Genomic DNA, 23047 nt, shown 5'->3' with positions numbered 1-23047 from the left:
TCAAGGAGTAATATTTATGGGACGCGAATTCAAAATTCATAAAATACGCAATATCGGTATTATGGCACATATCGATGCTGGAAAAACTACAACTACAGAAAGAATTTTATTTCATACTGGCAAAATACATAAAATAGGAGAGACTCATGAAGGAGCTTCTCAAATGGATTGGATGGCGCAGGAACAAGAAAGAGGAATTACAATTACTTCTGCAGCTACTACTATTTTTTGGAAAGATAATAAAATCCAAATTATTGATACCCCTGGTCACGTAGATTTTACAGTTGAAGTTTCACGTTCTTTAAGAGTTTTAGATGGTGCTGTAGTTGTTATTGATGCACAAGCAGGAGTAGAACCGCAAACTGAAACTGTTTGGCGTCAAGCTACAGAATACAAAGTACCAAGAATTGTTTTTGTAAATAAAATGGATAAAATAGGAGCAGATTTTGCTTATGCTATTGATACTTTAAAACAAAGATTGGGCGTCAAAGTAGCTGCTATTCAATGGCCTATAGGAAAAGAAAGTAGTTTTAACGGTATCATTGATTTATTAGATATGACTGCTTTTCAATATGATAATAATTCTGCTACAGAAAGTGGTAAATCAATAGATATTCCGTCAGATTTATTGGAAATAGCTACTCAAAAAAGACAAGAATTAATTGAAATATTAGCTGATTTTGATGATGATTTGATGGAAATGTTTTTCCAAAATAAAGAAATTAATGCAGAATTGTTAAAAAAAGTCATCAGAAAAGCAACTTTAAGTGTTGATTTTTTTCCTGTTTTATGCGGATCCGCTTTTAAAAATAAAGGGGTTTTAAAAATTTTAGATGCTATGGTAGATTATTTACCGTCTCCTATCGATGTACCACCTATAACAGGATTAGATATTAATAATAAAGAAATAGTTCGTAAAGCTTCTGATGATGAAAAATTTACAGCTTTAGCTTTTAAAATTATGACTGACCCTTTCGTAGGACGTTTAACTTTTTTAAGAATTTATTCAGGTGTTTTAAAAACTGGAACTTATATTAAAAATTCTTCTAAAAATGTTAAAGAACGTATAGGTCGTTTGTTGCAAATGCATGCCAATAAAAGAGAAGAAATTCAAGAAGCTAGTACCGGAGATATCATTGCTGTTATAGGATTAAAAAATACTACTACTGGCAATACTTTAAATGAAGAAAATGATTTCGTTATTTTAGAAACTATGAATTTCCCTGAACCAGTTATAGAGATCGCAGTAGAACCTAAAACTAAAAATGATCAAGATAAAATTGCTGTTGCTTTAAGTAAATTAGCTGAAGAAGATCCAACTTTTAGATGTTATATTAATCATGAAACAGGTCAGACTATTATTGCAGGCATGGGAGAGCTACATCTTGATATTATTATGGATCGTTTAAAAAGAGAATTCAAAATTCAAGCTAATGCAGCAGAGCCACAAGTTTCTTATAGAGAAACTTTGACTAAAGTTGTAGAAACAGAAGGCAAATATATACGTCAATCTGGAGGACGCGGTCAATATGGTCATGTTTGTATCCGTTTTGAACCTAACGAAGGAAAAGGATTTGAATTCGTTAATAAAATTGTTGGCGGTTCTATTCCTCGTGAATATATCCCATCTGTTAAAAAAGGATTAGAAGAATCTTTAGCTAATGGTATTATTGCTGGCTTCCCTTTTATAGATGTAAAAGCAACTTTATTTGATGGTTCTTATCATGATGTTGATTCATCAGAACTTGCTTTTAAAATCGCTGCTTCTATCGCTTTAAAAGAAACCAAAAATAATGGAGGTTTAATTCTTTTAGAGCCTATTATGAATGTAGAAGTCGTAACACCTAATAATTATGTAGGAAACGTTATTGGTGATTTAACATCCAGAAGAGGAAAATTAGAAAATCAAGAAAATCGAGGTAATGCAGTTGTAATTAGATCTTCAGTACCTTTATCTGAAATGTTTGGTTATGTTACGAATTTACGTTCTAATACCCAAGGAAGAGCAAGTTTTATTATGCAATTTGCTAAATATGCAAAAACACCAAATAGTATTACAGAAAAAATTATTAAAGATCGTAGTATATAATATTTTAATGTTTTCAAAAAAAAATAATAAAAGGAGGCCTTTAAAATGGCTATAACAACATTTTCAAGAGAAAAAATACATTTAAATGTAGGAACTATTGGTCATGTAGATCATGGAAAAACTACTTTAACTTCTGCTATAACTTCTTATTTATATTCTAAAGGGTTAGCAGAAAAATACCTTTATGATCAAATAGATAAAGCACCTGAAGAAAAAGAACGTGGTATTACAATTAGTACTTCACATGTTGAATATCAAACAGTTAAAAGACATTATGCTCATGTAGATTGCCCTGGGCATGCAGATTATATTAAAAATATGATTACAGGAGCTGCTCAAATGGATGCAGGTATTTTAGTAGTTTCTGCTGTTGATGGTGTAATGCCTCAAACAAGAGAACATATTTTACTTGCTAAACAAGTAGGAGTTCCTAAGTTATTAGTTTTTTTAAATAAATGTGATATGATGGATGATGCAGATATTTTAGAATGTATAGAATTAGAAATTAGAGATCTTTTATCTTCTAATGGTTTTAATGATCCGAATATACCTATAATTAGAGGTTCTGCTTTGAAATCTATAGAAGGTGATTCTAAATATGTTCAAAGTATACAAGATTTACTTGATGCTTTAGATACATATATTGAAGATCCAGTACGTGATTTAGATAAACCTTTTTTAATGCCTATAGAAGGCGTTATTAACGTTAAAGGAAGAGGAACAGTTGCTACAGGACGCGTAGAAAGAGGACAAATTAAACTTTCAGAAGAAGTAGAAATTGTGGGAATCAAAGAAACACAAAAATCTATAGTAACTGGTTTACAAATGTTTCATAAAAATTTAGATAAAGAAGGAGCTTTTGCAGGAGATAATATTGGTATTTTATTACGTGGTATAAATTACAAAGATATTCAACGTGGTCAAGTTATATCTAAAAAAGACTCTTTAAAACCTCACTCTAAATTTGTAGCTAAAATTTATATTTTAACAGCTAAAGAAGGTGGAAGAACTACTTTTTTCAGAGATAATTACCGTCCACAATTTTATTTAAGAACTGCTGATGTAACTGGAGTAATACAATTAAAAGATGGTCTTAAAATAGTTAATCCTGGTGATTTAGTGGAACTTATTGTTACTTTGATTCACCCTGTTGCGTTAGAAAAAGGAACAAGCTTTTCTGTACGTGAAGGCGGAAGAACTATCGGAGCTGGAACAGTTATCGAAGTACTTGAATAAAAATATTTGAATTTAATAAATTTTTTATATTTATTTAATTTACTTTTTTATTTCAAAATATTTTGGATTTTAAAACAATAATAAAAAAAACACTGATATATTCATTTATAGAGGTGTTTTTTATTTTATGGTATTTTTTTTATATAATTTTAATTATTTAAATTACATTCTTAAATTTTTCATACTTTTTATATTCATAATAGGTGCTGTTTTTTCTTATGATGATTAATTAAATAATTTTAATTATTATAAATATATATTATAAATATATAAAAATTTAAGAGGAAACTAAATAGAAAAAAATTATTTTACAAAAAATGTATATAATTATTTTAAAATAATTATATACATTAATAAAAAATATTTTATTATTGTTTTATTTATATTATAAACAAATTGGGGAAACGGATTTTTTATATTCTTATGAAAATTATATCAATTAATTCAGGTAGTTCTTCTTTAAAATTTAAATTGTTAAATATGCCTGAAGAGAAGGTTTGTAGCTTGGGATCGATTGAAAGAATTGGTTATAGTGATGCTATTTTTACTCTTGAATTCCAAGATAAAAAAATAAAAAATATTTTGTCAGTTAAAGACCATCAGCAAGCTATAGAATTAATATTAGGATCTTTAATAGAAAATAAAATTATTAATTCTTTAGATGATATTGAAGGAGCAGGACATAGAATTGTTCAAGGTGGAGAAATTTTTCAAAATCCAGTTATTTTGACGGATGAAAATATTGATAAAATAGAAAGTTTGAATGATTTAGCTCCTTTACATAATTTTGCTAATGTTTTGGGAATTAGATTATTTAAAAAAAAATTATCTCAAAAAGTATTACAAGTAGGAGTTTTTGATACTACTTTTCACCAAACTATGCCACAACAAAATTATTTATATGCTACTCCTTATGAATGGTATCGAAAATATAAATTAAGAAAATATGGTTTTCATGGTATTTCTTATCAATATGTTTCTAAAAGAGTTGAACATCTTTTAAATAATTCTAATTTAAAAATGATAGTTTGTCATGCAGGTAATGGTGTTTCTTTGGCTGCTATTCAAAATTGTCGATCTGTAGATACATCTATGGGATTTACACCTTTAGAAGGGGTTCCTATGGGAACTAGAAGCGGGAATATCGATCCAACTGTTATTTCTTTTATTGCTAAAAAAGAAAATAAAAATAATCAAGAAATTTTAGATATTTTAAATAAAAAATCCGGAATGTTAGGTATTTCAGGCATATCTAATGATTGTCGTATTTTAGAAGAACAATTATCAAAAAACAACAAAAATGCTATTTTAGCTTTTCAAATTCAAATCAAAAGAATAGTAGATTATATAGCTAGTTATTATGTTTTATTAAAAGGAATAGATGCTTTAGTTTTTACTGCTGGAATAGGAGAGAATTCTTCTTTCTTCCGTCAAGAAATAGTTAAAAGATTAGAAGTTTTAAATATTCATTTAGATTTAGAATTGAATAAACAAAAAGGTGAAAGAATTATTTCTAGTAAAAATTCTCATGTTAAAGTAATGGTTGTCCCGACTAACGAAGAAATAACAATTGCTCGTGATGTTTTTACTTTAATTCAAAAACAAAATTAAAGATTTATTTTTTTAAATTTTACAATTATTTTTACTTATCTACTTTAGTTATTTAACTAAAGTAGATTATTTTATGTTTTAAAAAATGGAGGAGTACTCAAGTGGTTTAAGAGGCTCGCTTGGAAAGCGTGTAGATCTTTATAGATGCAAGGGTTCGAATCCCTTTTCCTCCGCCAAATAAAATTTATTTATTTTATTTTTTTTAATTTATTTTTATGATAATATCTTTTTTTAAAATAAAAAAATTTTAAAAGAAAGGATATTTTTAATGTATCAATATTTAGATTTATGTTTTTTAATATTAAAAAAAGGTATTACAAGAATAAATAGAACTTCTATAAAAACCAAAGGAATTTTTGGTCATCAAATGCGCTTTAATTTAAATAAAGGTTTTCCTTTATTAACTACTAAAAAATTGTATTTAAAAGGCATTATTCATGAATTGTTATGGTTTATTAAAGGCGACACTAATATTCGTTATTTAGTTCAAAATAATGTTAATATTTGGAATGAGTGGCCTTATAAAAAATATACTCAAACTCTTAGTTTTAAAGGAGAAACTTTAAAAGAATTTATTCAAAAAATTAAAAATGATGAATTGTTTGCTTCTAAACATGGTCAATTAGGACCTATTTATGGTAAACAATGGCGTGATTGTTATGGAGTAGATCAATTAAAAAAGATTATTCAAGAAATCAAAAAGAATCCTTCATCTAGACGTTTAATTATTTCTGCTTGGAACCCTTCTTTAATAAATGAGATGGTTTTGCCTCCTTGTCATGTTATGATGCAATTTTATGTTGAAGATGATAAACTCTCTTTACAATTATATCAAAGAAGCGGAGATGTTTTTTTGGGAATTCCTTTTAATATTGCTTCTTATTCTTTATTATTGATGATGGTAGCACAAGTAACTAATTTACAACCATACGAATTCATTCATACTTTGGGTGATGCGCATATTTATGAAAATCATTTAGAACAAATTAAAATTCAAATTCAACGTAAACCTTATCCTTTACCTCAAATTATCTTAAATCCTAATATTAGAGATATAGAAAATTTTCAATTTTCAGATTTTAAATTAAAAGATTATATTTGTCACGATGTTTTAAAAGGAGAGGTAGCAGTATGATTAGTTTAATTTCAGCTTTAGATTCTAATTTTTTAATTGGCAAAGATGATAAATTACCATGGCATTATCATGAAGATCTTTTATTTTTCAAAAAAAAAGCTTCAAATAAAAATGTTTTAATGGGTCTTAAAACTTATCAATCTTTAAAAAGTTATTACAAAAATAAACCTTTACCTTTTAAAAAAGTTTATGTTGCAAGTCGTTCATTTATTTCTATTCCCGATGTTATTGGAGTTTTAGATTTAAAAAATTTTTTAGATAAATACAAAAATAACAAAAAGGATATTATTGTGATAGGTGGTGGTCAAATTTATCGACAATCTTTGGATTATGTTAAAGTTATGTATATCACTCATATATTAAGAAGATACCAAGGTGATTCTTTTTTTCCTCGTTTTGATTATTCTAAATATTTTATTAAAGAGAAGGAAATCAAACCTGAATTAATTTTTGTTACTTATATAAGAAAAAATAGATGTGAAGGATTTTAAAATATGTTTTTTAGTTTTCTTTTTATATTATCTTTTTTGTTTTTTTGGTTGTTGCCTTTTCAATGGATAAGTATTTTTCAATTTCCTTGGTTTTGTCAATTGTTATTTTATAGTATAAGTTTTTGTTTAAGTGTTATTTTAACATGGATCTTTATTTTCATTTTTTTATTTTTAGTTATGTGGTTTACTAAAAATTTAAGATTTGATCATCCTTTTAGACAAAAAATTATTGCTAGTATATCTCAATTGATTAGAAGTTTTTTTAGAATTAAAGTTAATGTGCATAATAAAGATTTCGTGCCTTTAGAAGGTAAGTTAATTGTTTATTCAAATCATAAAACTAATTTTGATCCTTTTATTATCGCTTCTATTTTTCCGAGAACAATTGCTTTTTCACCTAAAGATGAATTATATCATGGTAAATTTGGATGGTTTTTAAGTTATTATTTTAATATGTCTAATTGTATAAAAATTACGAGAGGCAATAATAGAGAGGCGATTAAAAATATTTTAAAAAGCATCGATGATATTAAGAAAAATTTAGCCATGGTTGTGTTTCACGAAGGAGGCATTAAATACAAAACTAGTGATAGAATTGTTCATTCTTTAGATGGATCTTTCCACATCGCTCTTAAAAGTCAAGCTAATATTTTACCTATAACTTTAAAAGGATCTTGCGCTATGAGAGGCAAATGTTGGTTCCGAAAAAAACAAGTAGATATTTTTATTCATTCGCCTTTGTATTTTGAAAATTATAAAACAAAAGATACTAAAGAAATAAATAAAATAGTCACTGATACAATTAATTCCGTTTTATAAATAACAAATTTATATTTTATTTATTTTTTTATTAGTTTTTATTATTGATTTTTTTATATAAGTTATTTTTTTATTTTATAAATCCATTATTAATATGATAAAATAAGTATTATTATATTAAATTTATAATTTTTGTTATTATATTAAAATTATTGATTTATGAAAAATATAAATTAAAAAATTTTATAAATTCAATTATTATTCATTAAAAATTTATTAATTTGATTATTTTTGAAAATCCAAATAAATAAATTATTTATGTAAACTTTAAATAAGGAGTTTTATCTAAAAACATGTCTCGTTATACAAATCCAAGTTGGAAACTTTCTCGTCGTTTAGAATATTCTTTGTCCGAAACAGGCAAAGAATTAGTATCAAAGGGAAATCATTTAAATAAATCTAGAAAGAAACAAAATAAAAGTAATTTTCATATTCAATTAAAAGAAAAACAAAAAGTTCGTTTTGTTTATGGAGTTTCAGAAAAACAATTTAAGAGATTTTTTCATAATTCAGCTAAATTAAAAGGTGTTCATGGTGAAAATTTTTTAATTTTATTAGAATCTCGTTTAGATAATATTGTTTATCGTTTAAATTTAGCTAAAACTAGAGCACAGTCTAAACAATTAATTTCTCATGGTCATATTTTAGTAGATTCCAAAAAAGTAGATATTTGTTCTTATTGTGTTAAACCAGGACAGCAAATTTCTATTAGAGAAAAATCTAAAAACTTAAATATTATTAAATTTTCTTTAGAAAATAAAACAGGTAATAAAGCCGAATATGTTTCTTTAGATGAAAAAAACTTAGTTGGCAAATATATTAGATATCCTAAAAGAAATGAATTTTTAACAGATATTAAGGAACAATTAATTGTCGAATTCTATAATAAATAATAACAATATTTTGTTCTTTTGTTATTTTTTTCTTTTTTAAATTTTAATAAAAAAATATAATATAAAATTGTCTTTTATCTTTTTTTGAGATAAAGAATTGAATTCGAATAATTAAATTTTTTATTTTTTTTGTTATGTAAATATTTTAAAATATTAATTATTTTTTTCAAAAGATAGTTATTGTTTTTTTATTTAGTTAGTTGGTTGGTTTATAAATTATTTTGTTTTTTTTAATTTAATATTTTTATTTATTATTAGTATAATTTAATTTATTTTTCGATAATAAAAAAAATGATGCACAATCATATTTCTTTTTATTTTTTAATTTGCGATATGTAAATATTTTAAAAAAAATTAAAATTATATTTTTTTAATTTAGATTAGGTATAATAATTTTTTAAATTATTATTTAAGATAAAATAATTGTTGCGATATATAAATTAATTTCGTTTTTTTATATTAATATGTTATTTATATAATTTATATTATAATTTTAGTCCAACTTTCTAAATTATAAAATAATTGGAAAAGGCTTTTTTGATAAAATATGGATTTGATAAGAATCATTTTATTGTCTATTTTTTTGCTTTGTTTAATCTATATTTCTTTTCGAATTTTCGTTAGTCAATATGAATTTTTTAAAATTATTTATTCTTTCGTTTTAGTACTTTGTTTGTGTTATGTGTGGGAAATTAATTTCTCTCCAAAAGATAAGAATTTACTAACAAAATTAGTAGGTTTTGATATTAGGATTCCTATAATTAATTTTATTTTATTAGCTCCTGTTATTATAAAAGCTCCTTATTTAAGATATTATTTACATAAATGTACTAAATTTTGGCATAAAAATAAAAAATTTGCTATGGTAAGCCATAATACTCAAAAACAAATTTTAGAAGCTGTTTTAGAAATATCTGAAAAAAAAATAGGCGCTTTAATAACTATTGAAAAACATAATTCTTTAGAACAATTTGCTCAAAAATCCATTTTAATTGATGGTAAAATTTCTAAAGAACTCTTGATTAATATTTTTATACCTAATACCCCATTACATGACGGAGCTGTTATTATTCGAGGTGATAGGATTTTATCTGCTGGAGCTTATTTCATGTTATCAGAAAAGCAATATTTTAAAAAAACAACAGGTTCTAGACATCGTGCTGCTTTAGGTATTAGCGAAAACACTGATAGCATGACTATTATAGTTTCAGAAGAAACAGGAAATATTTCTATCGCTTTAGAAGGTATTATGTTGAAAATGAAAGATGCTAATCAAATTCAAGAATATTTAGTTACTTTTATGATTTAAAATATTTTTTATTTTTTTTATATTTTGATGGAAAGAATTAATAATATGAATGTAAAAAAAATAGGTTTTGTAGTTGATTCTACTATAGGCGACAATATAAATGTTGATTTCTTATCTGATATTTGTGTTGTACCTTTATCTATTATTATAGATAATAAAGAGTTTACAGAAAAAATAGATAATTCATTTTTGTTAGAATGTATTCGGCAAAAAAAACAAGTTACTACGAGTCAACCTAGTATACAATTATTTATTGAAGCATTCAATAAACAATTCAAATCAGGATATGAACATATAGTATGTGTCACAATATCTCGAAATTTTAGTGGTACTTTTAATAGCGCTTATAAAGCTAAACAAATTTTAAATAATGAAAATATTACAGTAATTGATTCTAGTATTATCGGACCAGGAATGTTATTTATTTTAAAGAGAATTCATGAATATGCTTATAATACAAATTTAGAATATAAAGAAATTTTTGAAAAAGTTGATAAAGAACAAAAATTAGGTAGTTGTTATTTTTCTTTAGAAAATTTAAAACAATTAGTTATTAGTAAAAGAATTAGTAAATTTAAATTTTTTATCGGAAGTTTATTAAAAATTAAACCTATTTTAAAATTTCAAAACGGACTAATAACGATTGACAAAAATGTTAGATTATGGAAAAATTATTTTCTTTATTTAATAGAATGTATTTTAAAATTTAAAAATTTAGTTTCTAAACCTATAGAAGTTCAAATAATGTATGTCCAAGATGATTCTTATTTAAAAGAATTAACTAAAGAGATTAAACAATTAAATGATCCTGATATAAAAGTTTCTATCTATGGACCTATTTCTCCAATACTTGCTATTCACTTAGGTTCTAAAGGATTTGGATTTTATTTAAATGTTTTAACTTAAATATAATTTTAATTTTATTTTTTTTCTAATAATTCTTTAATTTCTTTAAGAATTTTTATTTTTTCTGTTTCAAGTGATTCTAATTTTTGTTTTTCATTAGAATCATTTTTTTTTATAAATTTTTGATAAAAAAAAGCTAAGAATGTGTATATAACCAAAGAAACTAATAAAAATTCAAATAAATTTTGAAGAAAATTACCATAATTAATTGTAATTTCATTATTTAATGATAATTTCCAAGATTTTATATATTGACGATTTAATAATAAATTTATTGGAGGCATTATAATATCTGCAGATAAAGAACTAATCACTTTAGTAAATAATTGACCCATAATAAAGGCGATAGATAATTTTATTATGTCCCCTTTATTTATAAATTCTTTAAAACCACTTTGGAATTTTTTTATATTTTTTAATTGCATTTTAATTAACTCTCTCTTTTTATTTTATAAGTAAAAAATAATATTAACTATATTAATTTTAATAAATTTTTTTTTATTGATTTTATAAATATAAAAAAATTATCTTATATGATACAATTATATGTATAGTTGGATTTTTTTCTATTATAATATTCAATTATATTTATAATATTTAATTATATTCATTTATAATGTTTATAAATATCATTAATAATATTGACTAAATTAACTTAATATTTTTTTATTTCATATTAATAAGATAAGAGGAGAAATATTAATATTGAACTTTGGTACAGTTTTGTTTGAATATTTTAACAGAATTTTTTCAGGCAACGCTTCATTTCAAGATTATTTTTTATTAATTATAATTATTTTGGTTTTTATCGGTCCTATTTTATTTATATTATTTAAATTTATTTATTTTATATATTTTGTTATGAAATGTAATTTAGATTTTATAAAAACATTTGTAGGTTCGAATAATAAAAGTTCATCAGACAATTTAGATTCATCGGAGTCTTCTAAAATTTCTATAAATAATCATTCATCTCCTGATAAAAGTAATTTAAGTTTAATTGAATTAAAAATGATGGAGTTTAATCAAAGAGATAATAATCAATTTCAACAAAATAATTTTTTGCGTTTAGAAATGGATCAAAAAATAAATCAAAATAAAATGGAAGAGAAATTTGAAATACTGAGATTAGAACAAAAAATGTTTATTTTAGAAAAAGAAATCCAAAGATTGTCTAATCAGAATAATACTAAAAATCAAAATTCTAATTTTTCAAAAGATGATAATTATGATAAAAACGATCAATTAATTAGAAAAAAAATCCCAGATACCCTAAAACAAATATTTGAAAAAATTTCGGATCTCGAAAATGTTCAATTATTAATGTTAAATAAAATGATGATGAATAATAATGATAATTCTTACTATGATTCCGATAAAAATGTTTTATATGTGAGTCCAAAAGACTTAGATTTTTTTAAACTTTTTTTAATAAATAAAAATAAAGAAAATAAAAGGTTAAATTAATTTTTTGTTATTCTTTATAAAAAAAATTTCAAAAAAAAAATCAAATTATTATTTGATTTTTTTAATTATTTTAATTCTAAATATTCTTTAGGTTTAATTTTTTCTTCTTTTTTGTTAATTTTTATAATTAATAAACCATTTTCTAATTTACCTTCGATGTCCTCCATGGTAAATTGTTCACCTAAATTAAAACTACGTCTAATAACACCTCTTATTATTTCTTTTTTAAGGTAATTAAAACGAGTCTCTTCTTCTTTTGGTTCATCTGAAGGAGAAGTTTCTAAAATTAAGTAACCGTTTTCTAAATAAATTTTAATTTCTTCTTTTTTAAAACCAGGTACTTCAGTGATTAAACAATAATGATCATCATATTCTTTTATGTCAGTTCTCATTAAAAAATAAGAATTATCAAATAAAGAATTTTTTTTAAAATCTTCAAATAAATTTTCTAATAAATTTTGATTTTTATTAATTAATTCAACAACAGACATTATATCAACTCCTTTTAATATATAAAATTAATATATAAAATTTTTTATGGAATTTAATTCGATATCTATAAATTATTCCTATATCAGAATAACATTCAATAATAAATTTTATTCTGATATAAGCGCAAATAAATTATAACATTTTTTTTAAAAAAATAAATAATTTTTTAAAAAAATAAATAATTTTTTAAAAACAAATTTTTTAATTTTGATAAATAATAAAATAATGTATAATAATAGATGTTGCAAATATTTTCTTTATAATAAAAATATATTTATTATGAATAAAATATAATTATTAAATAAAATGGCGGTTGTGGCGAAGTGGTTAACGCAGCGGCTTGTGGCGCCGTTATGCGTGGGTTCGATTCCCATCAACCGCCCCATTAATTAAATTTAATTATATAGAATTATTTTTTTATGAAGGCCCATAGCCAAGCGGCAAGGCAACGGACTTTGACTCCGTCACTCGTTGGTTCGAATCCAGCTGGGCCTGCCAAAATGTAAATATAAATTGCGGGTGTGGCGGAATGGCAGACGCACTAGACTTAGGATCTAGCGCTTAAGGCGTACAGGTTCAAGTCCTGTCACCCGTACCATTTTTTAAAAAAGGGATATGATGTTAATGGTAGCATAATGGTCTCCAAAACCAATCGTTCGGGTTCGAATCCTGATATCCCTGCCATTAAAGAAATAAATTAATTTGAACATCAAAATAAATAAAAAAAGAGAGAGTTATTTTTAGGAAACTCTCTCTTTTTTTATTTATTATTTTTTATTTATTAAATTTAATAAAAGATAAAATCTTCATCTTTAAGGCTTTCGGATATCATTTTTTGATAACCATTGCCTTTCATTGAGAAATTATCCATTGTTTTAGTTTCGGTATTAAGACCATTAATAATGACAGGATTTATTTCTTCTTGAGGAAATTTTTGATCAAAACCTAAATTCATAAGTGCTTTGTTAGCGTTATAACGAACAAAAGCTTGAACATCATTGACTAATTCAACTTGTTGATAAAGTATATTTGTTAAATTATTTTGTTCTTTATATAAGTCATCAAGAAAATCATTTAACCATTGTTTTAAATTTTGTTTTTGTTGTGAAGAAAAATTATTATATAAATCTTTCGCTAATCTACCAATATATGCTCCATGAACACTTTCATCTCTAATAATTAAATTAATTATTTCACCAGCTTGCATTAGCATTCCTTGACCATAAAAGTATAATGGATAATAAAAACCAGAATAAAATAACCAAGTTTCTAAAAAAACAGAAGCAACCATAGCCTTCCATTTCATAACATTGATTTTTTCATTATTTAAATTTAAGTAATGTGGTTGATTTTGCAAAATATTTTTTTCTAATTCTTCATAAACATTAACAATTTTTTTTAAAATATTTTGCAAATTAACTTGTTTTTCTCCCCAATTAAACAAATCTTCAATTTCTTTTTGATTTAAAAAAGTCATGAAAATATTAGAATAACTTTTAGCATGAACTGCATTTTCCATTGCTCCCATAAAATTAAGAGTAGCTTTTTTTTGATGTTCATGAGGCAAACAAGAACGTAAAATTGTAGGCATTCCAATATCACCTTGATAAGTATCTAAAAAAGTTAAAATTAATAAATTTTTAGAATAAGTATCTTTTTCTTGTGGTGTTAATTTTTGCCATATATTTAAATCGCTTTGTAAACTTATGTCTTCTGGGCGCCAAAATTGACTTAAATTTTGTTCATAAAAATGTTGAGTGTATTCGTCTTCGGATTGATTCCAATTAGCACCTTTATATTTTATATTATTATTTAATTTCATATATACAAGACTCTTTCTTTTTTATTTTTATAAATTTAAATTAAATTATAATATTTTTTAATTTTTTGTTCTAACTCGTCACTGATTTTATTATTTTGAATTAAATATTCTTTTGTTTTTTCTCTTCCTTGTCCTATTTTTGTATTTTGATAAGAAAACCAAGAACCATTTTTTTCGATAAAACCTAAATTAACTGATAAATCTAATAATTCTCCTATTCTAGAAATTCCTTTTCCGTATATTATTTCAAAATTAGCTATTTTAAAAGGAGATGATACTTTTGATTTTACAATTTTAACATTGGATTTGATGCCTATAATTTTATTATCTTCTTTAATAAATTCAGATTTTCTCACATCTAATCTTAAAGAAGCAAAATATTTTAAAGCTTTTCCACCTGGAGTCACTTCAGGACTACCAAAAACAATACCTACTTTTTCTCTTAATTGATTAATATAAATAACTGTAGTGTTCGTTTTAGATATAATAGGAGATTGTTTTCTCATTGCTTGCCCCATCATTCTAGCTTGAAGACCCATAAAAGAATTACCACTTTCGCCTTTTAATTCAGCTTCTGGAGCTAAAGCGGCTACCGAATCGACAACTATTAAACTCATCATTTCACTTTTAATTAAAGATTCTACAATATTTAAAGCTGCTTCTCCTGAATCAGGTTGAGATACAATAAAATTATCTATATTTATTCCGATTTTTTTTGCATAATTGATATCTAAAGCATTTTCAACATCTATAAAAGCTACATTTCCACCTTTTTTTTGAGCTTCAGCTACAGCATGTAATGCTAAAGTTGTCTTCCCTGAACTTTCAAGACCATAAATTTCAATAATTCGACCTTTAGGAAAACCTCCTATTTCTAACGCTATATCTAAATTTAAAGAACCAGTAGGAATAGATTCTATTTTATTGATTTTGTTGGAATTTAGTTTCATTATGCTACCTTTTCCAAAACGCTTTTCAATATCTTTCAACATTTGTTCTAAAGTATTTTTGTTTGTTTCTGTTATATTATTCATTTATTTTCACCTTTATAGCAGTAATTTATTTTATAATTTTAACAATTATAATTTATATTATTATTTTTTTTAAATTAAAAACTTTTTTGAATAAATTTAAAATTTTTTATTATATAATTCGATCCAGAACAGATAATTAAAATAATATTTATGATTAAAAAACATTTAATTAAATTTATTATTTGAACTTCTGGAATAATTATTTGACCAATTTGTTTTGATAATAGTATTAATAGAATAGAACAAAAAGTAAAAATAGTTTTTAATTTACCCAATATAGAAGCAGTTATAATTTTTTTTTGTTCGACGGCTATTAAACGCAATCCCATCACTAAAAAATCTCTTATAATATTTATGAGTAAAGTAATTAATATAAGTCTTTCGATTTTTTTGTTATCTTTATTATCATTAAATAATTTGTAATTTGGTTCTTTATTACATAATGTATAAATATAAAAAAAAGAAACAATTACTAATAATTTATCAGCTATAGGATCGAAAAATTTACCAAAAATAGTTTGTGTTTTGAATTTTTTGGCTATATATCCATCTAAGAAATCTGTAATAGATGCCAGAACAAAAATTATGCTGAAATGTATTCGATGATCAACATTGTTAGAATTAAAATTTTTATGTTTTAAAAATAAAAAAGGTAACATAAAAAAAACTAAAAAGATTCTAAATAGAGTGATTAAATTAGCTGATATTTTTATTAATTTCTTCATTATTTAATTATTATATAACTTTCAATTATTAACTTATTAATATTAACTTAAAATAATATCATATTTATATTATATATAAAATATTAATGCAATTTATTTATAATTGTATATAAGAATTTAAAATGTAATTAAAAATATTTTTTATTTTTTTTAATTACTTAATTGTATATTATTTTTATTATAATTGAAATTATTACTATAAAATAATAATGTATGTGTAATAAATAAATTTTATAAAAATAAGGATATTTAAAATTATGGCAAACATTAAACAACAAAAAAAACGTATTAAAACCGATGAAAAGCGTAGATTATTTAGAAAATCTTTTAAATCATCTGTTAAAACTTTTATAAATCATTTTAATAAGAGTATTAATTCTTCCGATAAAGATAAAGCTAATATTTTCTTTAATCTTATTAATAAAAAATTAGATAAAGGACAATCAAAAGGCGTGTATCATAAAAACTTTGTATCTAGGAATAAATCTCATTTTTCTAAACTATTAAATAGTATTTCTTCTGGAAGATAAAATTTATTAGTTAATTATGAATTTATATTTTAAATTTTAGATTAAAAATTTATTTTAAATGAATTTAAAATAAAATACATAAAAATACAATTAACTTGATAAAGGAATTTTTGTCTATGTTGGATTTGAAATTTGTTCTTAGTAATATGAATTTAGTTTGTGATAAATTAAAAAAAAGAGGAATAGACTCGTTTTTTTTAGAACAACTTATTCATCTAGATAAAAATAGAAAAAACTTAATTGATAAAATAGATAAATTAAGATTTCGTCAAAATAATTTAACAAAAAATATTACTGAATTAAAACAAAATAATAAATTAGATTATGATTTTTTAAAAAAAGAAAAAATTTTTAAAAATAATTTAAAAGAATTAGAAAAACAATATCATAAAGTAAAACAAAATATTTCAGATATATTATATAATATTCCTAATTTGCCTCATGATTCAGTTCCTTTTGGGACTGATGAAAAAGATAATATCGAAATATCTCGTTTTTCTGAACCTAAAAAAATGTCTTTTTATCCTAAAGATCATATTCAGTTAGGAATAAATTTAGATATTTTAGATTTTGAAAAAGCAGTTAAAATTACAGGCAGTAAGTTTGTTGTTTTAAAAGGTCTTGGTGCTAAATTAGAAAGAGCTTTGGTTAATTTTATGATTGATACTCATATATTAAGGGGTTATAAAGAAATTTTTCCACCTTTTATTGTTAATGAAGAATCTATGTTTGCTTCAGGACAACTACCTAAATTTAAAAAAGAACTTTTTCAATTAAAATCAGATAAACAAAATTGGTATTTAAATCCTACAGCTGAAGTGCCTATGATTAATTTACATCGTAATGAAATTTTGAACACGAATCAATTACCTTTGAAATATGTTTGTTATACTACTTGTTTTAGGCAAGAAGCTGGCGCAGCTGGTAAAAAATCTAAAGGACTTGTAAGGCAAAAACAATTTAATAAAGTAGAATTAATTCAATTTGTGGAGCCTCAACATTCTTATTTAGCTTTAGAAAAAATATTGGAAGATTCTGAATATATTTTAAAACAATTAAAATTACCATATAGAGTTGTTGTTTTATCTACTGGTGATTTGGGTTTTAGCATGAGCAAAACTTATGATATTGAAGTATGGTTGCCAGGACAAAATAAATATTGCGAAATAGCTTCTATAAGTAATGCTGAAGATTTCCAATCTAGAAGAGCTAATATTAAATTTATGAGAGATAAAAATGATAAAAAACAATATTTACATACCTTAAATGGTTCTGCTTTAGCTATAGGGCGAACAATGATGGCTATTATGGAAAATTATCAAGATGAAAAAGGTAATATTGTTATACCTCAAGTTTTACAGAATTATATGCAAAATATAGAGTTAATTAAATAAAAGAATAAAATAATTTATTTTTTTATATTTACAATTTATTTATAAGGACAAAATATTGTGAAACAATTGAAACAATTTTTTAAAAAAATTAATTTTTTTTATATTATTTTCATGATTTTAATGGTTGGATTAATATTATCTTTTGATAATGTATTTAATAAAAAAAACAATAAAGACCCAATGTTAATTAAAGATAAAAAAGATGAAATTCAGTCAATAAAATCTTATTTGGTTGGTCCAGGTTATTATGATTTAGAAGTTAAGTATTATAATAATGAAAAATCAGAAACTTTTTATAATGTTTCTGAAACAGATTTTAATAAAATAAAAGAATGTATTAGAACTGCAAAAGGCAATAATATAATTTCAGGAAATGATATACGTGATCCAAATTATGGTTTTGGACCTTTTGTTAGGTCTTTGCATTTGTGCTTTATATTATGTTTGTCATATTTTATGATTAAATTTATGTCTAATGCAGCAAATCAATTTTTGGAACAGTTTGGTGATAAAGGTAAAAAACAACAAAGTAAAAAATTTAAGCAATCAACATTAAATTTTAAAGATGTAGCTGGAGCAGAAGAAGAAAAAGAAGAATTACAAGAATTAGTAGATTTTTTAAAATATCCTAAAAAATACGTTTCTATGGGTGCTAGGATACCTAAAGGAGTTTTATTAACTGGTCCTCCTGGCACAGGAAAAACATTATTAGCAAAAGCTCTTGCGGGCGAAGCTAATGTTCCTTTTTTTGCAGTTTCAGGTTCAGAATTTGTAGAAATGTTTGTAGGATTAGGAGCTTCACGTATTAGATCTTTGTTTAAATCAGCCCAATTACATGCTCCTTGTATAATTTTTATAGATGAAATTGAAACTGTTGCTCGTAAAAGAGGTTCTAGTTACGGTAACACTGAACAAGAACAAACTTTGAATCAATTATTAATTGAATTAGATGGCTATAACCAAAATCAAGGAGTTATTGTTATAGCTGCCACAAATCAACCTGATTTTTTAGACCCTGCTTTATTAAGGCCAGGTAGATTTGATCGTCGTTTTATTGTTAATTTACCAAGTTTAAAAGATAGAGAAGCTATTTTAAGATTGCATTCCCAAAATAAAAAAATTTCTCCTGATGTTGATTTAGGAGATTTAGCTAGATTAACATCTGGTTTTAGCGGAGCCCAATTAGAAGGTATTTTAAATGAAGCAGCTTTGTTAGCTACTAGAAATAATTCTTTTTCAATTGATAAAAAAATTATTAGTGAAGCTATAGATCGTATTTTAATGGGATTAGCTAAAAAAAGTATAAAGTATTCAGAAAAAGAAAAAAAGATGGTTACTTATCATGAAGTGGGTCATGCTGTTATTGGTTTAAAATTAACAGATGCTTTAAAAATACAAAAAGTAACAATTATACCTCGAGGCAATGCAGGCGGTTATAATTTATTCTCTAACGAAGAAGAAAGTTTTTTTTCATCTAAAAAAAAATTATTAGCTGAAATTACTTCTTTATTAGGGGGGAGAGCAGCAGAAGAACTCTTTTTAGATGATATTTCTAATGGCGCTTATCAAGATTTAAAAATGGCTACTAATATTGCAAAAAAAATGGTTACTGTATTTGGAATGAGTGATTTAGGATTGGCTCAATTTGAAGAGGGCAATACTTTTCATAAAAACTTTTCAGATCCTAAAGCTTTAGAAATTGATCAAGCTATTCAAAAAATTATTTTTAATTGTTATGAATCAGCTAAAAAAATAATTTCTGAAAATAAAGAATTATTTTTGAGAATTGCAGAGTATTTATTAGAAGTTGAAACTCTTAGTAAAAAAGATATTCAAGAAATATTAGAAACAAATAAATTAAGTTGGTTTGATGAACAAAAACTAAAAGAAAAAATTTCTAAAGATTATTCAAATAAAGATTATTCAAATAAAGATTATTCAAATAAAGATGATTCAAATAAAGATGATTCAAATAAAGATGATTCAAATAAAGATGATTCAAATAAAGATGATTCAAATAAAGATGATTCAAATAAAGATGATTCAAAATAAGATGAATCAAATGAAGATGATGTATCTAATTTAGAAACATTTTGAGATGAGTATAATGATGATGATGAATTTGCAGATAAAAATAAAAACAATAAATAAATTTTTATTAAACATTTTTTTATTGTTCAAAAAAAATAATTTTTTGTTTAATTAAATATTTTGATATTTAGAGATAAAAATGTATTTATGTGTTTGGCATGGTACATTTTTTCTTTTATTTTTGTTAAAGAATAATTTCTAATAAAATTGGAAATTGTTAGGTGAATTATGAAAATATTTGTTGTTCAGGATAAAGAACAAAATATAAGGTTGGATTTATTTTTAACACAAAAATTAAATATTAGCAGAAATTATTGTTATTCTTTGATTAATTCTGGCCAAATTATTATTAATAATAACAAAGTTTTAAAAAAAAGTTATTTATTAAAAATAAATGATGTAATACAATCTCCTTCTATTATTAATACTGAATCTTCTAGTAATATTATTGATCCTATTAATTTAAATTTGAAAGTTATTTATGAAGATCAATATTTAGCTATTATTGATAAACCTTATAATTTAATAGTCCATCCTTCTACTAATTATTCAGGGGTCACTTTAATTAATGGATTGTTTTATCAAATTAAAGATTTTAAATTTGAAAAAAACAATATGAGACCTGGTATTGTTCATCGTTTAGATAAAGATACTACAGGTTTACTTATTATTGGTAAAACAGAAGAATCAGTTTTAAAAATTCAAAATTTAATTAGAAAAAGAGAAGTCCAAAGAATTTATTGGGCTTTAATTAATGGTTGTTTGAAATATGATCATGGAGTTATCGATTTACCTATTAAAAGAAATGAACATAATCGTTTAAAAATGGAAGTTTCTCAACAAGGAAAATCTTCTGTAACTCATTTTAAACTTTTAAAGAAATTTAAAAATTTTTCTTTATTGGAATTAAAATTAGAAACAGGAAGAATGCATCAAATTAGAGTTCATTTATCTTATTTAGGTCATCCTATTTGTGGGGATTGTTTATATTCCAGGAAGAAACAATTAATACAAAAACAGTTATTACATGCTAAAAAATTAAAATTTATTCATCCTTTTACCCAAAAAAAATTACAATTTGAAATCCCTTTACCTTTTCATTTTCAAAATTTTTTAAATGAGATAGATTTAAATTAAATAAGAATATTTTATATTTATTAATATATTAAATATAAAAATATATTGAATAAATTTTTCGGTCTAGAATAAAAAAATTATATAATTTTAAATAAATTAAAAATATAAAAGTAATCAAAGGTATTTTTTTATGTATTTGCAAAAAATTAAAAATAAAATAGAGCAAATTTTAAATGATAAATATTTTATATCAATAGTTTTAAAATCTAATTTTGTAGATGAGACATTTGATTTTTGTTTACCTTTGTTTAGCTATTCTAAAATTTTAAAAAAAGATTTAATGGAAATTTTTCATAATTTTCAAAAAGATTTAATGATATTACAACAAATACAAAAAATTTTTTTCCAAAATGGTTTTTTAAATATAAAATTAAATAGAAAAAAATTATCTCAAGAAATTTTGTTAAATGTTTTAAATAGTGGAGAAAATTATTGTCAAAAAAAAGATAATAATAAAACAATAGTTTTAGATTATTCTTCTCCAAATATAGCTAAAAATTTTTCTATTGGGCATTTACGTTCCACAGTTATTGGTAATGCTTTAAAAAACACTTATCAAAAATTAGGTTTCAAAACTATTAGTATTAATCATTTAGGCGATTGGGGCACCCAATTCGGAAAAATGATTTTAGCTTATCAAAATTGGGCTAAACCAGAAAATATGTCTAAAGATCCTATTAATGAATTACAAAGAGTTTATATTTTATTTCATCAAGAAGCAAATAAAAATAAAAATTTAAATAATGAAGCGAGACATATTTTTTATCTTTTGGAAAAAAAAGTTAAAGAAATAACTGATTTGTGGCAATATTTTAAAGAAATTTCTTTAAAAGAGTTTCATAAAATTTATGATTTATTAGGAATTACTTTCAATTATTATATAGGAGAGTCTTTTTTTCACGATAAATCAATTGAATTATTAAAAGATTTAAAAGAAAAAAAATTACTTTTATTAGATAAAGACGCTTATATTATGCCTTTAGATGAAAATATACCGCCGGCTTTAATACAAAAAAAGAACGGAAGTACACTTTATTTAACTAGAGATATAGCATGTGTTTTATATCGTTATCAAAAATTTAATTTTCATAAATGTTTGTATGTAGTAGGGAATGAACAAAAATTACATTATAAACAATTAAAGGCAGTCACTAAAAAAATAGGTTACGATAATTTAGAATTGGAACATATTAATTTTGGTTTAATTTTGTTCCAAAATACTAAAATATCCACAAGACAAAGTAATGAATTTCAATTGATAAATATTATTGATAAAGCAATATCAGAAGTTCAAAATATAATAAGAAATAAAAATTTTAATCAAGAAAAATTAAATGAAATATCTCAAAAAATAGCTATTGGCGCTATTGTTTTTAATGATTTAAAAAATGATCGTCATTTGGATATAAAATTCGAATTAGATAAAATGTTAAAATTTGAAGGCAATACAGGTCCTTATTTACAATATACGATAGTTCGCTTCAATTCTATTATTAAAAAAATTGATTTGCATGATAATGAATTTATATATGATAATATAAATTTCTATGAATATTATGAAAAATTTCATTATTATATTTTAATTAGATTACTTGATCAATTTAATTCAATATTAGAAAAAGTAAAAGATTTAAATATGCCAAGTGTTTTAGCAAGATATCTTTTTCAATTAGCTAAAAATGCTAATAAATTTTATGAAAAAGAAAAAATTTTGAATATTGATGATCCTAAATTACAATATGCTAATATTTTATTAATTAAAGGGATTATGGTTGTTTTAAAAGAAGGATTAAAAATTTTAGGAATACCTATTTTAGACGAAATGTAAATCAAAATTTAATTTAATTTTTGAGAATAAGAAAGGTT

20 protein-coding genes and 5 tRNA genes are annotated in these 23047 nt (G+C 23.2%); 20 read left to right on the top strand and 5 right to left on the bottom strand.

The genetic code is table 11. From position 1 onward, the window contains the following. Positions 1–16: 16 nt before the first annotated feature. The 10 genes from fusA to ACTCUI_RS01190 all read left to right on the top strand — a co-directional run bounded on the left by fusA (position 17) and on the right by ACTCUI_RS01190 (position 10489). Positions 17–2089: an elongation factor G gene (gene fusA, locus ACTCUI_RS01235; RefSeq protein WP_463431004.1), complete on the top strand. Its 2073-nt coding sequence runs from the start codon at positions 17–19 to the stop codon at positions 2087–2089. Positions 2090–2134: 45 nt separating this feature from the next. After that, on the top strand, positions 2135–3325 hold the full coding sequence (gene tuf / locus ACTCUI_RS01230; RefSeq protein WP_463431002.1) for an elongation factor Tu: 1191 nt from the start codon (positions 2135–2137) through the stop codon (positions 3323–3325). Between the two features lie 423 nt (positions 3326–3748). Beyond that, on the top strand, positions 3749–4936 hold the full coding sequence (locus tag ACTCUI_RS01225) for an acetate kinase (protein ID WP_463431000.1): 1188 nt from the start codon (positions 3749–3751) through the stop codon (positions 4934–4936). 87 nt (positions 4937–5023) lie between these two features. Continuing rightward, positions 5024–5112, top strand: a tRNA-Ser gene (locus ACTCUI_RS01220). Between the two features lie 92 nt (positions 5113–5204). Continuing rightward, positions 5205–6071, top strand: coding sequence for a thymidylate synthase (locus ACTCUI_RS01215; protein ID WP_463430998.1), 867 nt, complete (start codon positions 5205–5207; stop codon positions 6069–6071). Next, complete coding sequence (locus ACTCUI_RS01210) at positions 6068–6562, top strand: dihydrofolate reductase (protein ID WP_463430996.1); 495 nt, start codon at positions 6068–6070, stop codon at positions 6560–6562. Before ACTCUI_RS01215 ends, ACTCUI_RS01210 begins: the two co-directional genes overlap by 4 nt. Positions 6563–6565: 3 nt before the next feature. Continuing rightward, entirely contained in the window at positions 6566–7381 is an 816-nt protein-coding gene (locus ACTCUI_RS01205) for a lysophospholipid acyltransferase family protein (protein ID WP_463430994.1), read from the top strand. Between the two features lie 293 nt (positions 7382–7674). Beyond that, positions 7675–8274 carry a 30S ribosomal protein S4 gene (gene rpsD / locus ACTCUI_RS01200; RefSeq protein ID WP_463430992.1) on the top strand — a complete coding sequence of 200 codons (600 nt, stop codon included), beginning with the start codon at positions 7675–7677 and terminating at the stop codon, positions 8272–8274. A 547-nt stretch (positions 8275–8821) separates the two neighbouring features. Further along, positions 8822–9583 carry a diadenylate cyclase gene (locus tag ACTCUI_RS01195; protein ID WP_463430990.1) on the top strand — a complete coding sequence of 254 codons (762 nt, stop codon included), beginning with the start codon at positions 8822–8824 and terminating at the stop codon, positions 9581–9583. Between the two features lie 45 nt (positions 9584–9628). Next, entirely contained in the window at positions 9629–10489 is an 861-nt protein-coding gene (locus ACTCUI_RS01190) for a DegV family protein (RefSeq protein WP_463430988.1), read from the top strand. Between the two features lie 14 nt (positions 10490–10503). Here the strand turns inward: ACTCUI_RS01190 and mscL are convergent, their stop codons facing one another. Next, the gene (mscL, locus tag ACTCUI_RS01185; protein ID WP_463430986.1) at positions 10504–10914 is read right to left on the bottom strand and encodes a large conductance mechanosensitive channel protein MscL; all 411 of its coding nucleotides are present in this window, start codon (positions 10912–10914) and stop codon (positions 10504–10506) included. 280 nt (positions 10915–11194) lie between these two features. Here mscL and ACTCUI_RS01180 point away from each other — a divergent pair, with 280 nt between their 5' ends. Beyond that, a complete protein-coding gene (locus ACTCUI_RS01180) occupies positions 11195–11956 on the top strand; it encodes a hypothetical protein (RefSeq protein WP_463430984.1) in 762 nt (253 codons plus the stop codon). A 65-nt stretch (positions 11957–12021) separates the two neighbouring features. On the opposite strand, the gene ACTCUI_RS01175 is transcribed toward ACTCUI_RS01180, so the two are convergent. Then, positions 12022–12447, bottom strand: coding sequence for an Hsp20 family protein (locus ACTCUI_RS01175; RefSeq protein WP_463430982.1), 426 nt, complete (start codon positions 12445–12447; stop codon positions 12022–12024). A gap of 310 nt (positions 12448–12757) precedes the next feature. Here ACTCUI_RS01175 and ACTCUI_RS01170 point away from each other — a divergent pair. The 4 genes from ACTCUI_RS01170 (at position 12758) to ACTCUI_RS01155 (ending at position 13132) form a co-directional block, all read left to right on the top strand. Next, positions 12758–12833: transfer RNA gene (locus ACTCUI_RS01170), tRNA-His, on the top strand. Between the two features lie 38 nt (positions 12834–12871). Beyond that, a tRNA-Gln gene (locus tag ACTCUI_RS01165) sits at positions 12872–12946 on the top strand. A 17-nt stretch (positions 12947–12963) separates the two neighbouring features. After that, positions 12964–13046, top strand: a tRNA-Leu gene (locus tag ACTCUI_RS01160). An 11-nt stretch (positions 13047–13057) separates the two neighbouring features. Then, positions 13058–13132, top strand: a tRNA-Trp gene (locus tag ACTCUI_RS01155). Between the two features lie 103 nt (positions 13133–13235). On the opposite strand, the gene nrdF is transcribed toward ACTCUI_RS01155, so the two are convergent. From nrdF to ACTCUI_RS01140, 3 genes are all read right to left on the bottom strand, one after another. Continuing rightward, complete coding sequence (gene nrdF / locus ACTCUI_RS01150; protein ID WP_463430980.1) at positions 13236–14270, bottom strand: class 1b ribonucleoside-diphosphate reductase subunit beta; 1035 nt, start codon at positions 14268–14270, stop codon at positions 13236–13238. Between the two features lie 35 nt (positions 14271–14305). Continuing rightward, complete coding sequence (gene recA, locus ACTCUI_RS01145; protein WP_463430978.1) at positions 14306–15304, bottom strand: recombinase RecA; 999 nt, start codon at positions 15302–15304, stop codon at positions 14306–14308. 74 nt (positions 15305–15378) lie between these two features. Beyond that, positions 15379–16029 (bottom strand): CDP-alcohol phosphatidyltransferase family protein, encoded by a 651-nt coding sequence (locus ACTCUI_RS01140; protein WP_463430976.1) that lies wholly within the window; start codon positions 16027–16029, stop codon positions 15379–15381. Between the two features lie 257 nt (positions 16030–16286). Here ACTCUI_RS01140 and rpsT point away from each other — a divergent pair, with 257 nt between their 5' ends. From rpsT to argS, 5 genes are all read left to right on the top strand, one after another. Further along, positions 16287–16559 carry a 30S ribosomal protein S20 gene (gene rpsT / locus ACTCUI_RS01135; protein WP_273585214.1) on the top strand — a complete coding sequence of 91 codons (273 nt, stop codon included), beginning with the start codon at positions 16287–16289 and terminating at the stop codon, positions 16557–16559. 116 nt (positions 16560–16675) lie between these two features. Continuing rightward, on the top strand, positions 16676–17953 hold the full coding sequence (gene serS, locus ACTCUI_RS01130; RefSeq protein ID WP_463430974.1) for a serine--tRNA ligase: 1278 nt from the start codon (positions 16676–16678) through the stop codon (positions 17951–17953). A 111-nt stretch (positions 17954–18064) separates the two neighbouring features. Next, positions 18065–20005 (top strand): ATP-dependent zinc metalloprotease FtsH, encoded by a 1941-nt coding sequence (gene ftsH / locus ACTCUI_RS01125; RefSeq protein ID WP_463431041.1) that lies wholly within the window; start codon positions 18065–18067, stop codon positions 20003–20005. 267 nt (positions 20006–20272) lie between these two features. Continuing rightward, positions 20273–21181, top strand: a complete 909-nt coding sequence (locus tag ACTCUI_RS01120) for an RluA family pseudouridine synthase (RefSeq protein ID WP_463430972.1) — start codon at positions 20273–20275, stop codon at positions 21179–21181. Positions 21182–21311: 130 nt separating this feature from the next. Beyond that, positions 21312–23009: an arginine--tRNA ligase gene (argS, locus tag ACTCUI_RS01115; protein WP_463430970.1), complete on the top strand. Its 1698-nt coding sequence runs from the start codon at positions 21312–21314 to the stop codon at positions 23007–23009. Positions 23010–23047 lie beyond the last annotated feature (38 nt).

The sequence above is a fragment of the Brinjal little leaf phytoplasma genome (genome assembly GCF_978563805.1).
The sequence above is the reverse complement of the archived record's forward strand: the minus strand, read 5'-3'. Positions and strand labels throughout refer to the sequence as shown.

Excerpts from the sequence above, each read along its gene's own strand:
- fusA (WP_463431004.1), top strand. The coding sequence starts at position 17 with ATGGGACGCGAATTCAAAATTCATAAAATACGCAATATCGGTATTATG.
- tuf (WP_463431002.1), top strand. The coding sequence starts at position 2,135 with ATGGCTATAACAACATTTTCAAGAGAAAAAATACATTTAAATGTAGGA.
- ACTCUI_RS01225 (WP_463431000.1), top strand. The coding sequence starts at position 3,749 with ATGAAAATTATATCAATTAATTCAGGTAGTTCTTCTTTAAAATTTAAA.
- ACTCUI_RS01215 (WP_463430998.1), top strand. The coding sequence starts at position 5,205 with ATGTATCAATATTTAGATTTATGTTTTTTAATATTAAAAAAAGGTATT.
- ACTCUI_RS01210 (WP_463430996.1), top strand. The coding sequence starts at position 6,068 with ATGATTAGTTTAATTTCAGCTTTAGATTCTAATTTTTTAATTGGCAAA.
- ACTCUI_RS01205 (WP_463430994.1), top strand. The coding sequence starts at position 6,566 with ATGTTTTTTAGTTTTCTTTTTATATTATCTTTTTTGTTTTTTTGGTTG.
- rpsD (WP_463430992.1), top strand. The coding sequence starts at position 7,675 with ATGTCTCGTTATACAAATCCAAGTTGGAAACTTTCTCGTCGTTTAGAA.
- ACTCUI_RS01195 (WP_463430990.1), top strand. The coding sequence starts at position 8,822 with ATGGATTTGATAAGAATCATTTTATTGTCTATTTTTTTGCTTTGTTTA.
- ACTCUI_RS01190 (WP_463430988.1), top strand. The coding sequence starts at position 9,629 with ATGAATGTAAAAAAAATAGGTTTTGTAGTTGATTCTACTATAGGCGAC.
- mscL (WP_463430986.1), bottom strand. The coding sequence starts at position 10,914 with ATGCAATTAAAAAATATAAAAAAATTCCAAAGTGGTTTTAAAGAATTT.
- ACTCUI_RS01175 (WP_463430982.1), bottom strand. The coding sequence starts at position 12,447 with ATGTCTGTTGTTGAATTAATTAATAAAAATCAAAATTTATTAGAAAAT.
- nrdF (WP_463430980.1), bottom strand. The coding sequence starts at position 14,270 with ATGAAATTAAATAATAATATAAAATATAAAGGTGCTAATTGGAATCAA.
- recA (WP_463430978.1), bottom strand. The coding sequence starts at position 15,304 with ATGAATAATATAACAGAAACAAACAAAAATACTTTAGAACAAATGTTG.
- ACTCUI_RS01140 (WP_463430976.1), bottom strand. The coding sequence starts at position 16,029 with ATGAAGAAATTAATAAAAATATCAGCTAATTTAATCACTCTATTTAGA.
- rpsT (WP_273585214.1), top strand. The coding sequence starts at position 16,287 with ATGGCAAACATTAAACAACAAAAAAAACGTATTAAAACCGATGAAAAG.
- serS (WP_463430974.1), top strand. The coding sequence starts at position 16,676 with ATGTTGGATTTGAAATTTGTTCTTAGTAATATGAATTTAGTTTGTGAT.
- ftsH (WP_463431041.1), top strand. The coding sequence starts at position 18,065 with ATGATTTTAATGGTTGGATTAATATTATCTTTTGATAATGTATTTAAT.
- ACTCUI_RS01120 (WP_463430972.1), top strand. The coding sequence starts at position 20,273 with ATGAAAATATTTGTTGTTCAGGATAAAGAACAAAATATAAGGTTGGAT.
- argS (WP_463430970.1), top strand. The coding sequence starts at position 21,312 with ATGTATTTGCAAAAAATTAAAAATAAAATAGAGCAAATTTTAAATGAT.